Source organism: Methylobacterium sp. J-030 (assembly GCF_022829545.1).
Taxonomy (GTDB): domain Bacteria; phylum Pseudomonadota; class Alphaproteobacteria; order Rhizobiales; family Beijerinckiaceae; genus Methylobacterium.
The window spans coordinates 27,910-41,577 of the sequence record NZ_JAKSYM010000264.1 but is presented as its reverse complement, the minus strand read 5'-3'; the positions used below and the strand labels follow the sequence as shown (position 1 = coordinate 41,577).

Below are 13,668 nucleotides of genomic sequence, written 5' to 3'. Positions count from 1 at the left end.
GCACCGATGACAAAGATCCTCGTCGACGGCACCGAGGTCGAGGTTCCGGCCGAATACACCCTGCTCCAGGCCTGCGAGGCCGCGGGGGCCGAGATCCCGCGCTTCTGCTTCCACGAGCGCCTGTCGATCGCCGGCAATTGCCGGATGTGCCTCGTCGAGCTGAAGGGTGCGCCGAAGCCGGTGGCCTCCTGCGCCTACGCGGTGAAGGATTGCCGCCCCGGCCCGAACGGCGAGCCGCCGGAGGTGCTGACCCGCTCCGGCCTGACCAAGAAGGCGCGGGAGGGGGTGATGGAGTTCCTCCTGATCAACCACCCCCTCGATTGCCCGATCTGCGACCAGGGCGGCCATTGCGACCTACAGGACCAGGCCATGGCCTACGGGGTCGATTCGACCCGCTACCAGGAGAACAAGCGCGCGGTCGAAGAGAAACATATCGGCCCGCTGGTGCGGACCGCGATGAACCGCTGCATCCACTGCACCCGCTGCGTGCGCTTCCTCGCCGAGGTGGCGGGCGTGCCGGACCTCGGCGCCATCGGCCGCGGCGAGGATATGGAGATCACGAGCTACCTCGAGCAGTCGATGGCGTCGGAGCTCCAGGGCAACGTCGCCGATCTCTGCCCCGTGGGCGCCCTCGTGCACCGGCCGCAGAGCTACAACGTGCGCCCCTGGGAGCTGAACAAGACCGAATCGGTCGACGTGATGGACGCGGTGGGTTCGTCGATCCGCATCGATACCCGCGGCCGCGAGGTCATGCAGATCGAGCCGCGGATCAGCGAGGAGATCAACGAGGAATGGATCTCCGACAAGACCCGCTACCACATCGATGGCTTGCGGATGCAGCGGCTGGACCGGCCCTACCTGCGCGAGAACGGACGGCTGCGTCCCGCCTCCTGGGCTGAAGCCTTCCAGGCCATCGCCGCCAAGGTGAAGGGCGCGGATCCGAAGCGCATCGGCGCGGTCGTCGGCGACCTCGCGGGCGTCGAGGAGACGTTTGCGTTGCGCGAGTTGATCAGGAGCCTCGGCTCGCCGAACCTCGACTGCCGCCAGACCGATGCCGGCCTCGACCCGGCGCTCGGCCGCGCCGCCTACATCTTCAACCCGACCATTCCGGGGATCGAGGCGGCGGACGCGATCCTGATCGTCGGCGCCAACCCGCGCACCGAGGCCTCGCTGCTGAACGTACGAATCCGCAAGCGCTGGCGCATGGCGCCGCTGGCCGTGGGCGTGATCGGCGAACCGGTCGACCTGACCTATCCGAGCCACTACATCGGCGCCGGCCCCGATTCGCTGGCCGCCCTGGCCCGCGGCGAGCACAGCTTTTTCCACATCCTCAAGGAAGCGAAGGCGCCGCTCGTGATCGTCGGCGCCAATGCCGCGCCGGGCGTGCTGGCAGCAGCCGCCTCCCTCGCGAAGGCGGTCGGCGCCGTCTCTCCCGAGGGGAACGGGTTCGGCGTTCTGCACACGGCGGCGGGCCGGGTCGGCGCGCTGGATCTCGGCTTCGTGCCGGGGGAGGGCGGCCTGACCTTCGCGCAGATGCTGGAGGCCGGCGCCCTCGACGTGCTGTTCAACCTCGGCGCCGACGAGCGCGACGTCGCCCCGGGCGCCTTCGTGGTCTACCAGGGCAGCCACGGCGACCGCGGCGCCTCCCGCGCCGACGTGATCCTGCCGGGGGCCGCCTACAGCGAGAAGTCGGCGACCTGGGTGAACACGGAAGGCCGGGTCCAGATGGGCAACCGCGCCGCCTTCCCGCCGGGCGATGCCCGTGAGGACTGGGCGATCCTGCGCGCCCTGTCGGACGTGCTGGGCAAGCGCCTGCCGTTCGATTCGCTGAGCGCGCTGCGTCGGGCGCTCTACGCGGCCCACCCGCATTTCGCGGCGATCGGCGCGATTGAGCCCAGCCAAGTCGCGGAGGCGGTGGACAAGCTCGCGGGCCTGAGCGGCACGGCCACGGGACCGGCCTTCGCCTCGCCCGTGGTCGACTTCTACCTCACCAACCCGATCGCCCGCGCCTCGCGCATCCTCGCGGAGTGCTCGCGCCTCGCCCGGGAGCGCGCCGCCGAGGCGCGGCCCCTGGCGGCGGCCGAGTAGGAGCTGTTTGACCGATGACGCCGCTCGAAATCCTCGGGACCGTGCTCCTGATCGTGCTGAAGAGCTTCGTGCTCCTGGCCGCGCTCCTCGTGTTCATCGCCTACGCGCTGCTCGCCGACCGGAAGATCTGGGCGGCGGTGCAGCTCCGGCGGGGTCCCAACGTGGTCGGGCCGTTCGGCCTGTTCCAGTCGTTTGCCGACCTGCTCAAGTTCGTGCTGAAGGAACCGGTCATCCCGGCGGGCGCCAACAAGGCGATCTACCTGCTGGCGCCGCTGGTCTTCGCGATGCTCGCTTTGTCGAGCTGGGCGGTGATCCCGCTCGCCGACGGCTGGGCGATCGCCGACATCAATGTCGGCATCACCTACATCTTCGCGATCTCCAGCCTGGGCGTCTACGGCGTCATCATGGGCGGCTGGGCGTCGAACTCGAAATATGCGTTCCTGGGCGCGCTCCGCTCGGCGGCGCAGATGATCTCCTACGAGGTCTCGCTCGGCTTCGTGATCATCTGCGTGCTGCTCTGCGCCGGCTCACTCAACCTCTCGCGCATCGTGATGGCACAGGACACCAGCCTCGGCCTGTTCGGCTGGTACTGGCTGTGGCTGTTCCCGATGTTCGTGGTGTTCTTCATCTCGGCGCTCGCCGAGACCAACCGGCCGCCCTTCGACCTGCCGGAGGCCGAGTCGGAGCTGGTGGCGGGCTACATGGTGGAATACTCCTCCACGCCCTACCTGCTGTTCATGCTCGGTGAGTACGTCGCCATCATGAGCATGTGCGCGCTCGGCACCGTGCTGTTCCTGGGCGGCTGGCTGTCCCCGATCCCGTTCGCGCCGTTCACCTGGGTGCCCGGGGTGATCTGGTTCATCCTCAAGGCCAGCTTCCTGTTCTTCCTGTTCGCGATGGTGAAGTCGATCGTGCCGCGCTACCGCTACGATCAGCTCATGCGCCTCGGCTGGAAGGTCTTTCTGCCCATTTCGCTCGTCTCGGTGGTGGTCGTGGCCTTCGTGTTGAAGCTCACCGGCCTGGCCCCGGGCGCGTGACCCCAAGACATCTGGAGATCACGGCATGAAGCTGGATCAGGTCGCCAAGAGCCTTCTCTTGAAGGAATTCGTGTCGGGGATGATCCTCGGCATGCGCTACTTCTTCAAGCCGAAGGCCACGATCAACTACCCCTTCGAGATGGGCCATCGCGGACCCCGGTTCCGGGGGGAGCACGCCCTGCGCCGCTACCCGAACGGCGAGGAGCGCTGCATCGCCTGCAAGCTCTGCGAGGCGATCTGCCCGGCCCAGGCCATCACGATCGAGGCCGGTCCACGCCGCAACGACGGCACCCGCCGGACGACCCGGTACGACATCGACATGGTGAAGTGCATCTATTGCGGCATGTGCCAGGAGGCCTGCCCGGTTGACGCCATCGTCGAGGGGCCGAACTTCGAATTCTCGGTGGAGACCCGGGAAGAGCTTCTCTACGACAAGCAGAAGCTTCTCCTGAACGGCGACCGTTGGGAGCGCGAGATCGCCCGCAACATCGCGATGGACGCGCCTTATCGCTGACTCATGTCGGGGGCGCGGTTGTGCCCCCGCCGACCGGGTTCTATAGACGGCCCGCCCGCTGCGGACCGTCTTCACGCACGGCAGAAGGGGCCGCTCCGGCGGCCGATCCCGACCAGCGCATGACCGCAGCAGCCGCCTTCTTCTATCTGTTCGCGAGCATCACGGTCGCGTCGGGCTTCATGGTGATCGCCTCGCGCAATCCCGTGGCCTCGGTGCTGTTCCTGATCCTCGCCTTCGTGAACGCCGCCGGGCTGTTCGTCCTGATGGGCGCCGAGTTCCTGGCGATGATCCTCGTCGTCGTCTACGTCGGCGCGGTGGCGGTGCTGTTCCTGTTCGTGGTGATGATGCTCGACGTCGACTTCGCCGAGCTGCGCCAGGGCTTCCAGCAATACCTGCCGGTGGGCGCGCTGATCGGCGCGATCTTCCTGGTCGAGCTGCTGCTGGTGGTGGGCTCGTGGAGCATCGATCCGGGCCTCGTCCAGGCGCCGCTCGGCAACGTGGCCTCCGCCGAGAACCTCACCAACGCCCAGGCACTGGGGCGGGTGATCTACACGGACTACGCCTACTTCTTCCAGCTCGCCGGCCTGATCCTGCTGGTCGCCATGATCGGCGCGATCGTGCTGACCCTGCGCGACCGGCCGGGCGTCAAGCGCCAGGACATCGCGGTCCAGAACGCCCGCACCCAGGCCATGGCGGTGGAGACCCGCAAGGTCCCCTCGCGCCAGGGTGTCGAGGTCTGATGCGAGGTCCGATGAAAGCCGGAGGTTTCGAACGATGATCGGCCTGAGCCACTATCTCACCGTCGCGGCGATTCTGTTCACGCTCGGCGTGCTCGGCATCTTCATCAACCGCAAGAACATCATCGTCATCCTGATGTCGGTCGAGTTGATCCTGCTCTCGGTCAACATCAACCTCGTCGCCTTCTCGACGCAGCTGAACGACATCACCGGCCAGGTCTTCGCCCTGTTCGTGCTGACGGTCGCGGCAGCCGAATCGGCGATCGGCCTCGCCATCCTGGTGGTGTTCTTCCGCAACCGCGGCTCCATCGCGGTGGAAGACGTGAGCATGATGAAGGGCTAGGGCTACCCCACCCCGCCGCCCCGATTCACATCCGGACGCCGCCGCTTCGCGGCCGGCCCGGAGGACGGAATGCAAGAGAGCGATGTATCACGCGATCGTCTTCTTCCCGCTCATCGGCTTCCTGATCGCCGGCCTGTTCGGCCGGTACATCGGGGCGCGGGCCTGCGAGTACATCACCACGGCGTTCCTGGCCTTCACGGCACTGATCGCCTGGGGCGTGTTCCTCGACGGCGGCCATGCCGAGCGGGTGCAGGTGGCCTCCTGGTTCTCGGCCGGCGACCTGCAGGTCGACTGGGCCTTCAAGGTCGACACCCTGACCCGGGTGATGCTGGTGGTGGTCACCACGGTCTCGACCCTCGTGCACCTTTACTCCGTGGGCTACATGGAGGAGGATCCGCACCGGCCGCGCTTCTTCGCCTACCTGTCGCTGTTCACCTTCGCCATGCTGATGCTGGTGACGGCCGACAACCTCGTGCAGATGTTCTTCGGCTGGGAGGGGGTGGGCCTCGCCTCCTACCTGCTGATCGGCTTCTGGTACGAGAAGCCCTCGGCCAACGCCGCCGCCATGAAGGCGTTCATCGTCAACCGCGTCGGCGATTTCGGCTTCTCGCTCGGCATCTTCCTGGTCTTCGCGCTGACCGGCTCGGTGGCGTTCGACGCGATCTTCGGCAAGGTCGACGCGATCAAGACGCTGAGCTTCCACTTCCTCGGCTACGACTGGAACGCCCTGACGCTCGCCTGCCTGCTGCTGTTCATGGGCGCCATGGGCAAGTCGGCGCAGTTCCTGCTGCACACCTGGCTGCCGGATGCCATGGAGGGCCCGACCCCGGTCTCGGCGCTGATCCACGCCGCCACCATGGTGACCGCCGGCGTGTTCATGGTCGCGCGCCTGTCGCCGCTGTTCGAGGAGGCGCCGAACGCCCTCGTCGTCGTGACGGTGATCGGCGGCATCACGTCCTTCTTCGCGGCCACGATCGGGCTGGTACAGAACGACATCAAGCGGGTGATCGCCTACTCGACCTGTTCGCAGCTCGGCTACATGTTCGTGGCGCTCGGGGTCGGCGCCTATTCGGCGGGCGTGTTCCACCTGTTCACCCACGCCTTCTTCAAGGCGCTGCTGTTCCTCGGGGCCGGCTCGGTCATCCACGCGATGCACCACGAGCAGGACATGCGGAACATGGGCGGCCTGCGCCGCTACATCCCCTATACCAGCGCCATGATGGCGATCGGCTCGCTCGCGCTGATCGGCTTCCCCTACACGGCCGGCTACTACTCGAAGGACGCGATCATCGAGGCGGCCTACGCGTCGACCCGCCCGGGCCACACGCTGGCCTTCCTGTGCGTGGTGGTGGCGGCGTTCTTCACGTCGTTCTATTCCTGGCGGCTGTTCTTCATGACCTTCGAGGGGCCGGAGCGCTGGGGTGCGCACGCCGCCCACGATCATCACGCGGCTCCCGCGGTCGTGCAGTCCACGATGGCCCACGAGGCCGACGGGGCTCCCGGCCACACAGAGGGCGCGGCCCACGACGACAAGGGCCACGACATCGAGCCGGCGCACAAGAGCGACGTGGTCGCCGACGACCATCACGGGCACGGCGACCACACACCCCACGAGAGCCCGCTCGTGATGACGGTCCCGCTGGCGATCCTCGCCTTCGGTGCGCTGTTCGCCGGGATCATCTTCCACAGCCGCTTCATCGGCGAGGGGATGGACGCGTTCTGGGGCCACGCCCTGGCGCACGGGCCGAACAACCACATCATGCACGAGATCCACGAGGTCCCGGCGCTGGTCTCCTACTCGCCGCTGATCATGCTGATCCTCGGCTTCGTCCTGGCCTACTGGATGTATATCCGCCGGCCGGAGCTGCCGGGCGAGCTCGCCGCGCAGCAGCCGTCGCTGTACCGGTTCCTGCTCAACAAGTGGTACTTCGACGAGATCTACGACCGGATCTTCGTCCGCCCGGCCAAGGATTTCGGCCTGTTCCTCTGGAAGGAGGGCGACGGCCGGATCATCGACGGGCTCGGTCCCAACGGCATCGCGGCGCGCGTGGTGGACGTGACCCGCGGGGTGGTGCGCCTCCAGACCGGCTACCTCTACCACTACGCCTTCGTGATGCTCATCGGCGTCGCCGGCCTGATCAGCTGGTACCTGATGTCCGGCCTGCCCAAGGGTGCTCACTGACATGCTCGGTCTCGGCATCCTCTCCGGCCTGCTGATCGTGCCGCTCTGCGGCGCGGCCTTCCTCCTGACGCTGAACGGCGACGAGGAGGCCGTCGCGCGCAACAGCCGCTGGGCCGCGCTCGCCACCACGATCGTCACCTTCGTGCTCTCGCTGGTGGCCTGGGGCCGCTACGACGCCGCCTCGGCGAGCTTCCAGCTGGTCGAGAGCCACGCGTGGCTCACCGACACGATCCGGTTCAAGCTCGGGGTCGACGGCTTCTCGATGCCGCTGATCCTGCTGACCACCTTCCTCATGCCGTTCTGCATCGGCGCCTCGTGGCACTCGATCCACTTCCGGGTGAAGGAGTACTTCGTCGCCTTTCTCGTCCTCGAGACGACGATGATCGGCGTGTTCGAATCCCTCGACCTGCTGCTGTTCTACCTGTTCTTCGAGGCCGGCCTGATCCCGATGTTCCTGATCATCGGCATCTGGGGCGGCGCGCGCCGGGTCTACGCGAGCTTCAAGTTCTTCCTCTACACCCTGCTCGGCTCGGTGCTGATGCTCCTCGCCGTGATGGCGATGTACTGGCAGGCCGGAACCACCGACATCCCGACCCTGCTGCAGTACCGCTTCCCGGTGGAGATGCAGACCTGGCTGTGGCTCGCCTTCTTCGCCTCCTTCGCGGTGAAGATGCCGATGTGGCCGGTCCATACCTGGCTGCCCGACGCCCACGTGGAGGCGCCCACCGCCGGCTCGGTGATCCTGGCCGGCATCCTGCTGAAGATGGGCGGCTACGGCTTCATCCGGATCTCGCTGCCGATGCTGCCGGTGGCGAGCCACGATTTCGCGCCCCTGGTTTTCGCCCTCTCGGTGATCGCGATCATCTTCACCTCGCTCACCGCGATGATGCAGACCGACATCAAGAAGCTGATCGCCTACTCGTCGGTCGCCCATATGGGCTTCGTGACGCTCGGCCTGTTCACCCTGAACGAGCAGGGCATCCAGGGCGCGCTGTTCCTGATGATCTCCCACGGCATCGTGTCGGGGGCGCTCTTCCTCTGCGTCGGCGTCGTCTACGACCGGATGCACACCCGCGAGATCGCCGCCTATGGCGGTCTCGTGAAGCGGATGCCGCTCTACGCGGTGGCCATGATGGTGTTCACCATGGCCAATGTCGGCCTGCCGGGCACCTCGGGCTTCGTCGGCGAATTCCTGTCGATGCTCGGCGCCTTCAAGGCGAACCCGAACGTCGCGTTCTTCTCGACCTTCGGAATCATCCTCTCGGCGGGCTACGCCCTGTGGCTCTACGCCCGGGTGATCTACGGCAAGCTGGAAAAGCCGAACCTCCAGGGCATCCTCGATCTGGATCTGCGCGAGAAGATCATCCTCGCCCCCCTGGTGGTGCTGACAATCTATTACGGTGTGCACCCGGCCCCCGTGCTCGACGTGTTCGCGCCTTCGACCGACGCGCTGATGGCAAGCATCAAGACCGCCCTCTCGAACACCCAGACGGCCGCCGCGGCGCTGCCGATCCCGCGCTGAGGCGGACACCATGACCAATGTCCACTCCGTCCTGCCCTCGCTGGCGCCGCTCCTGCCCGAGCTGATCCTCGGCGTCGGCGTCCTGCTCCTGATCCTCTACGGCGCGTGGCGCGGGGACCGCTCGGCCGAGACCGTGAGCATCGGCGCCCTCGCGCTCCTGCTCGTCGCCCTGTCGGTGGTGATCTCCCAGCCGGTCCACGGGCGGATCACGACCCTCTCGGGCGCCTTCGTGTCCGACTCCTTCTCGAAGGTGATGAAGTCGCTGGTTCTGCTCGGCTCGTCGGCGACGATCCTGCTGGCGCACGACTACTTCAAGCGCGAACGCATCGACCGGTTCGAGTTCCCCGTACTGATCGTGCTCTGCACCATCGGCATGATGGTGATGGTCTCGGCCAACGACCTGATCGCGCTCTATCTCGGCCTGGAGCTGCAATCGCTCGCCGCCTACGTGATCGCGGCCTTCCACCGGGACGACATCAAGTCCACCGAGGCGGGCCTGAAATACTTCGTGCTCGGCGCGCTCTCCTCGGGCATGCTGCTCTACGGTGCCTCGCTGATCTACGGCTTCACCGGGACGGTCTCGTTCCCCGGTATCGTCTCTGCGCTGAACGAGAACGCCGGCTTCGGCATCGTGCTCGGCATCGTGTTCGTGGCGGCGGGCGTCTGCTTCAAGATGTCGGCGGTGCCGTTCCACATGTGGACGCCCGACGTCTACGAGGGCTCGCCCACCCCGGTGACGGCGTTCTTCGCCACCGCGCCCAAGATGGCGGCCGTCTCGATGACCGTGCGGGTCTTCATCGGCGCCCTGCCGGAGGTGACGGCGGTCTGGCAGCAGATCTTCATCTTCGTCTCGGTCGTGTCGATGGCGCTCGGCTCCTTCGCGGCGATCGGCCAGAGCTCGATCAAGCGCCTGATGGCCTACTCGTCGATCGCCAATATCGGCTACGCGCTGATCGGCCTGGCCTGCGGCTCGGAGGAGGGGATCAGCGGGCTCGTCACCTACATGATCATCTACCTCGCGATGACGCTGGGCTCCTTCGCGATCATCCTGTCGCTCCGGCGCCGGAACGTGATGTTCGAGAAGATCGACGATCTGTCGGGCCTGTCGCGGACCCATCCGTGGCTGGCCTTCTGCCTTGCCGCGATGATGTTCTCGCTGGCCGGCATCCCGCCGCTCGCCGGGTTCTTCGCGAAGTTCTACGTCTTCGCCGCCGCCATCAAGGCGGGCCTCGTGACGCTCGCGGTGATCGGCGTGGTGACCAGCGTGGTGGGCGCCTATTACTACCTGCGGATCGTGCGGATCATGTATTTCGACGAGCCGAAGGAGCCCTACGAGGCGATGCCGCCGGGCCTGCGCGTGGTGCTCGCTTTGTCGAGCGTCGTGGTGGTGCTGTTCTTCCTGCTGCCCGGGCCGCTGGTCGGCGCCGCCGGCCGGGCCGCCAAGTCGCTGTTCTAGGACGACTTTGCCTTACCGACTCGGGCCCGAGGCGCGTGCCCAAGGCCACCGCCTCCATGTCCACGATACCCTCGGCTCCACCAACACGGAGGCGATGGCGCAGGCGCGGGCCGGTGAGACCGGGCCGCTTTGGGTGGTGACGCACCGCCAGGAGGCGGGCCGCGGCCGGCGGGGCAACGTCTGGGCCTCCCTGGTGGGGAACCTCGCGGCGAGCGTCCTCTGGCCCGTCGCCGGGGTAGCGCCCGACCATCTCGCCGAACTCGGCTTCGTGGCCGGGCTCGCCCTGATCGAGGCGCTGGAGGCGGCCTGCGGCACCCTGCCGGATACCGGATCCGCCGGCATCGCCCGATCTCTCCAGCTCAAATGGCCGAACGACGTGCTGCTCGGCGGCGCCAAGCTCGCGGGTCTGTTGCTGGAGGCCGAGACGCTGCCCGGCGGCCGGCGCGCCGCGGTGATCGGCTTCGGCGTCAACGTGGCGGCGGCTCCGGACGGCCTGCGCGCCACGAGCTTGGCGGCAGCGGGTTACGCGGGGGACGCCGAGGCGCTACTGGAACATCTCTCGGACCGGATGGCGGCGCGGGCGCGCCTCTGGGATCGGGGACGGAATTTCGCTGCCCTGCGCGCCGACTGGCTGGCGCGGGCCGCAGGTCTCGGATCGGAGATCGCGGTGCGCAGCGGCGGACACACCCTCAACGGCGTGTTCGAGACGATCGACGAGGGGGGGCGGCTCGTGATCCTCGCCCCCGATGGGAACCGGCATACCGTGACGGCGGGCGAGGTGCATTTCGGATCGGCCGCGACGGCGGCCTGAGTTTGGACGATCACAGATGGCAACAGGACAGGAGGAGCTGGTCTTCCTGCCGCTCGGCGGCGTGGGCGAGATCGGGATGAATGCGGCGCTCTACGGCTTCGGGCCGGAGAAGGGCCGGAAGTGGATCATGGTCGATTGCGGCATGGGCTTCGCCGGCGAGGAGAACATGCCGGGCATCGACCTGATGTTCCCGGACCTCTCCTTCATCGAGGAGAAGCGCAAGGACCTGCTGGGGATCTTCATCACCCACGCGCACGAGGACCATATCGGGGCGATCTCCGAGCTATGGTCGCGCATCAAGGCGCCGGTCTACGCGACGCGCTTCGCTAAGAACCTGCTGGAGACCCGCCGCCTCTCGGATCCCGGTGCCCCGAAGGTCGACCTGCGCGAGATCAAGCCCGGCCGGCGCATTACCGTCGGCCCGTTCGAGCTCGAATACGTTCCGGTCTCGCACTCGATCCCCGAGTCGAACGCCATTGCGATCCGCACCGCCGCGGGCCTCGTGGTCCACACCGGCGACTGGAAGATCGACCCGACGCCGGTGGCCGGCGAAGTCACCTCGCCCGAGGCCTTCACCGCCCTCGGCGACGAGGGGATCCTGGCACTGGTCTGTGATTCCACGAACGTGGTCCGCGAGGGTTTCTCCCCCAGCGAGCGCGAAGTCGCCGCGACCCTCAAGACCCTGATCGCCGACGCGCCCCACCGGGTCGCGGTGACCACCTTCGCGTCGAACGTCGCCCGTATCCGCGCGGTGGCCGAGGCCGCGGTCGCCTGCGGCCGCGAGATCGTGGCGGTCGGCCGGGCCATGGACCGGGTGATCGATGTCGCCCGCGAGTGCGGCTACCTCGACGGCCTGCCCGAGTTCCGCCGGGCGGACTCGTGGAAGAGCCTGCCCCGCGAGCGGGTCGTGGCCCTGCTCACCGGCTCGCAGGGCGAGCCCCGGGCGGCTTTGGCCCGGGTTTCCCGCCGCGACCACCCGGATATCAGCCTGACCGCGGGCGACCGGGTGATCTTTTCCTCCCGGGCGATCCCCGGCAACGAGCGCGATGTCGGCGCCATCATCAACGACCTGATCGAGCAGGGCGTCGAGGTCATCACCGACCGCACCGCCCTCGTCCACGTCTCGGGCCATCCTCGCCGGGACGAGATGGTCGAGATGTACAAGTGGACGCGGCCCGGCACCGCGATCCCGGTCCACGGCGAGGCGCTGCACCTCGACGAGCATGCCCGCTTCGCCCGCGCGCAAGGGGTGCAGAACGTGGTCAAGGCCCGCAACGGCAGCCTGATCCGCCTCAGCCCCGGCAAGCCCGAGGTGATCGACCACGTGAAGGCCGGCCGCCTGTTCAAGGACGGCGACGTCCTGATCGACGAGAAGGACCGGGCGATCCCCGAGCGGCGCAAGCTGATGCAGGCCGGGCTGGTCTCGGTGGCGATCGCCATCGACGAGGACGGCGCGGTGCTGGGCGAGCCGGCGGTGGACATCATCGGCCTGCCGAACCGCGGCCGGTCCGGCGAGCCGCTGATCGAGACGGTGATCGATGCGGTGACCCGCACCCTGTCGGGCCTGTCGCGGGGCAAGCTCAAGGACTCGGAGAGCGTCGAGAAGACGGTCGACCGGGCCGTGCGCACCGCGGTCAACGAGGTCTGGGGCAAGAAGCCTGCCTGCCACGTGCAGGTTGTGGAAGTTTAGGGTACGAAACCGCCACGACACACCGAGGCAGATCCCACCCATCCCCCTCATCCTGAGGTGCCCGCAAAGCGGGCCTCGAAGGAGCCCTCCAGAAAGCGCTGCGATCCCTGGAGCCCTCCTCGAGGCTGCTGCGCAGCACCTCAGGATGAGGTCTGCGGATTGGAGAGGAGCGACCTGCCGGTCGGTGCGCGAACGGGGAGGAAGCAAGAATGATCGGCCGTCTCAATCACGTGGCCATCGCCGTGCAGGATCTCGACGCCGCCTGCGCGATCTATCGCGACACGCTGGGTGCGACGGTGACGCCGCCCCTGCCGCAGCCCGAGCACGGCGTCACCGTCGTGTTCGTCGAGTTGCCGAACAGCAAGGTCGAGCTGATGGCGCCGCTCGGCGAGAACTCGCCGATCGAGTCCTTCGTGGCGCGCAACCCCGGCGGCGGCGTCCACCACGTCTGCTACGAGGTGGACGACATTCTGGCCGCCCGCGACAAGCTCAAACAGCAGGGCGCCCGGGTGCTCGGCAGCGGCGAGCCGCGGATCGGCGCCCACGGCAAGCCGGTCCTGTTCCTGCATCCGAAAGATTTCCTGGGTACCCTGGTCGAGCTGGAGCAGGTGTGATCGCATGATGACGACGCTGGTCCGCTCGACGCCGATCACCCTCGGCGTCATCACGGTGCTGGTCGCCGCCTTCGTGGCGGCCGGCGTGGGCCTGTTCAAGCTCACGATCGGCGGCGCCATCGCGCTCTACTTCGTGGTGTGGTGGACGCTGCTCTTCGCGGTGCTGCCCCTGCGCAACCAGCCCGAGACCCGGCCGAGCCACGTCGTGCCGGGTCAGGATCCGGGCGCGCCCGCAGCGCCGCGGCTGCGCGAGAAGGCGATCTGGACGACGCTGGTGGCGGGCGCCGCCTTCCTGATCGCCCTGGCGGTGTTCCCGCTGACGGGTCTGTGACGCGGCTCAGAGCAGGGTGCCCGAGGGCGACGCCACCGTCAGCGACTTGCCGGCCCGCGCCACCAGATGGGCGAAGGCCAGGGCCGCCGTGGAGGCCTGCGCGGCCGACGGGAAAGTCTGGTCCGACTCCGCGATCGTCTCGTTGGCATCGTTGAGCAGAACCCAGGCCCAGTGCGTGTCGGCCTGGCGGATCTCGAAGTGCATGGCAGGCTCACCCGGGCAAGTCCGAGGCCACCCTGCACCGCAAAAAGACGAGAGATGTTAAGGGCTTGCCGGCGCCGAAGAGAAACCGGACCACTGCGCCGGTTGTCTGCGCAATCGACACTGATCACAGGGGGCCGGG

Annotated in this window: 13 protein-coding genes; 12 read left to right on the top strand and 1 reads right to left on the bottom strand. The window is 67.7% G+C overall.

What is annotated here, in order from left to right; translation table 11 throughout:
- Positions 1 to 6: 6 nt before the first annotated feature.
- From nuoG to MKK75_RS19440, 12 genes are all read left to right on the top strand, one after another.
- Entirely contained in the window at positions 7 to 2,088 is a 2,082-nt protein-coding gene (gene nuoG, locus MKK75_RS19495; protein ID WP_244044178.1) for an NADH-quinone oxidoreductase subunit NuoG, read from the top strand.
- Positions 2,089 to 2,102: 14 nt separating this feature from the next.
- Positions 2,103 to 3,125: an NADH-quinone oxidoreductase subunit NuoH gene (gene nuoH, locus MKK75_RS19490; RefSeq protein ID WP_007560745.1), complete on the top strand. Its 1,023-nt coding sequence runs from the start codon at positions 2,103 to 2,105 to the stop codon at positions 3,123 to 3,125.
- Between the two features lie 25 nt (positions 3,126 to 3,150).
- A complete protein-coding gene (gene nuoI / locus MKK75_RS19485) occupies positions 3,151 to 3,639 on the top strand; it encodes an NADH-quinone oxidoreductase subunit NuoI (protein ID WP_007560744.1) in 489 nt (162 codons plus the stop codon).
- 119 nt (positions 3,640 to 3,758) lie between these two features.
- Complete coding sequence (locus tag MKK75_RS19480) at positions 3,759 to 4,379, top strand: NADH-quinone oxidoreductase subunit J (RefSeq protein WP_091715436.1); 621 nt, start codon at positions 3,759 to 3,761, stop codon at positions 4,377 to 4,379.
- Between the two features lie 34 nt (positions 4,380 to 4,413).
- Positions 4,414 to 4,719: an NADH-quinone oxidoreductase subunit NuoK gene (gene nuoK, locus MKK75_RS19475; protein ID WP_010686008.1), complete on the top strand. Its 306-nt coding sequence runs from the start codon at positions 4,414 to 4,416 to the stop codon at positions 4,717 to 4,719.
- An 82-nt stretch (positions 4,720 to 4,801) separates the two neighbouring features.
- On the top strand, positions 4,802 to 6,901 hold the full coding sequence (nuoL, locus tag MKK75_RS19470) for an NADH-quinone oxidoreductase subunit L (protein ID WP_244044177.1): 2,100 nt from the start codon (positions 4,802 to 4,804) through the stop codon (positions 6,899 to 6,901).
- A gap of 1 nt (position 6,902) precedes the next feature.
- Positions 6,903 to 8,423 carry an NADH-quinone oxidoreductase subunit M gene (locus MKK75_RS19465; protein WP_244044176.1) on the top strand — a complete coding sequence of 507 codons (1,521 nt, stop codon included), beginning with the start codon at positions 6,903 to 6,905 and terminating at the stop codon, positions 8,421 to 8,423.
- A gap of 10 nt (positions 8,424 to 8,433) precedes the next feature.
- Positions 8,434 to 9,879, top strand: a complete 1,446-nt coding sequence (gene nuoN / locus MKK75_RS19460; protein ID WP_244044175.1) for an NADH-quinone oxidoreductase subunit NuoN — start codon at positions 8,434 to 8,436, stop codon at positions 9,877 to 9,879.
- 7 nt (positions 9,880 to 9,886) lie between these two features.
- Positions 9,887 to 10,690, top strand: coding sequence for a biotin--[acetyl-CoA-carboxylase] ligase (locus tag MKK75_RS19455; protein ID WP_244044174.1), 804 nt, complete (start codon positions 9,887 to 9,889; stop codon positions 10,688 to 10,690).
- A 16-nt stretch (positions 10,691 to 10,706) separates the two neighbouring features.
- Positions 10,707 to 12,380 (top strand): ribonuclease J, encoded by a 1,674-nt coding sequence (locus tag MKK75_RS19450; RefSeq protein WP_244044173.1) that lies wholly within the window; start codon positions 10,707 to 10,709, stop codon positions 12,378 to 12,380.
- A gap of 209 nt (positions 12,381 to 12,589) precedes the next feature.
- Positions 12,590 to 12,994, top strand: coding sequence for a methylmalonyl-CoA epimerase (mce, locus tag MKK75_RS19445; RefSeq protein ID WP_244044172.1), 405 nt, complete (start codon positions 12,590 to 12,592; stop codon positions 12,992 to 12,994).
- A 4-nt stretch (positions 12,995 to 12,998) separates the two neighbouring features.
- The gene (locus MKK75_RS19440) at positions 12,999 to 13,325 is read left to right on the top strand and encodes a DUF1467 family protein (RefSeq protein ID WP_244044171.1); all 327 of its coding nucleotides are present in this window, start codon (positions 12,999 to 13,001) and stop codon (positions 13,323 to 13,325) included.
- A gap of 6 nt (positions 13,326 to 13,331) precedes the next feature.
- Here MKK75_RS19440 and MKK75_RS19435 read toward each other — a convergent pair whose 3' ends face one another.
- Positions 13,332 to 13,529 (bottom strand): hypothetical protein, encoded by a 198-nt coding sequence (locus tag MKK75_RS19435; RefSeq protein WP_244044170.1) that lies wholly within the window; start codon positions 13,527 to 13,529, stop codon positions 13,332 to 13,334.
- Positions 13,530 to 13,668 lie beyond the last annotated feature (139 nt).

What these genes read in the sequence shown, in the direction of transcription:
- nuoG (WP_244044178.1), top strand. Translation starts at nt 7, where the DNA reads ATGACAAAGATCCTCGTCGACGGCACCGAGGTCGAGGTTCCGGCCGAA.
- nuoH (WP_007560745.1), top strand. Translation starts at nt 2,103, where the DNA reads ATGACGCCGCTCGAAATCCTCGGGACCGTGCTCCTGATCGTGCTGAAG.
- nuoI (WP_007560744.1), top strand. Translation starts at nt 3,151, where the DNA reads ATGAAGCTGGATCAGGTCGCCAAGAGCCTTCTCTTGAAGGAATTCGTG.
- MKK75_RS19480 (WP_091715436.1), top strand. Translation starts at nt 3,759, where the DNA reads ATGACCGCAGCAGCCGCCTTCTTCTATCTGTTCGCGAGCATCACGGTC.
- nuoK (WP_010686008.1), top strand. Translation starts at nt 4,414, where the DNA reads ATGATCGGCCTGAGCCACTATCTCACCGTCGCGGCGATTCTGTTCACG.
- nuoL (WP_244044177.1), top strand. Translation starts at nt 4,802, where the DNA reads ATGTATCACGCGATCGTCTTCTTCCCGCTCATCGGCTTCCTGATCGCC.
- MKK75_RS19465 (WP_244044176.1), top strand. Translation starts at nt 6,903, where the DNA reads ATGCTCGGTCTCGGCATCCTCTCCGGCCTGCTGATCGTGCCGCTCTGC.
- nuoN (WP_244044175.1), top strand. Translation starts at nt 8,434, where the DNA reads ATGACCAATGTCCACTCCGTCCTGCCCTCGCTGGCGCCGCTCCTGCCC.
- MKK75_RS19450 (WP_244044173.1), top strand. Translation starts at nt 10,707, where the DNA reads ATGGCAACAGGACAGGAGGAGCTGGTCTTCCTGCCGCTCGGCGGCGTG.
- mce (WP_244044172.1), top strand. Translation starts at nt 12,590, where the DNA reads ATGATCGGCCGTCTCAATCACGTGGCCATCGCCGTGCAGGATCTCGAC.
- MKK75_RS19440 (WP_244044171.1), top strand. Translation starts at nt 12,999, where the DNA reads ATGATGACGACGCTGGTCCGCTCGACGCCGATCACCCTCGGCGTCATC.
- MKK75_RS19435 (WP_244044170.1), bottom strand. Translation starts at nt 13,529, where the DNA reads ATGCACTTCGAGATCCGCCAGGCCGACACGCACTGGGCCTGGGTTCTG.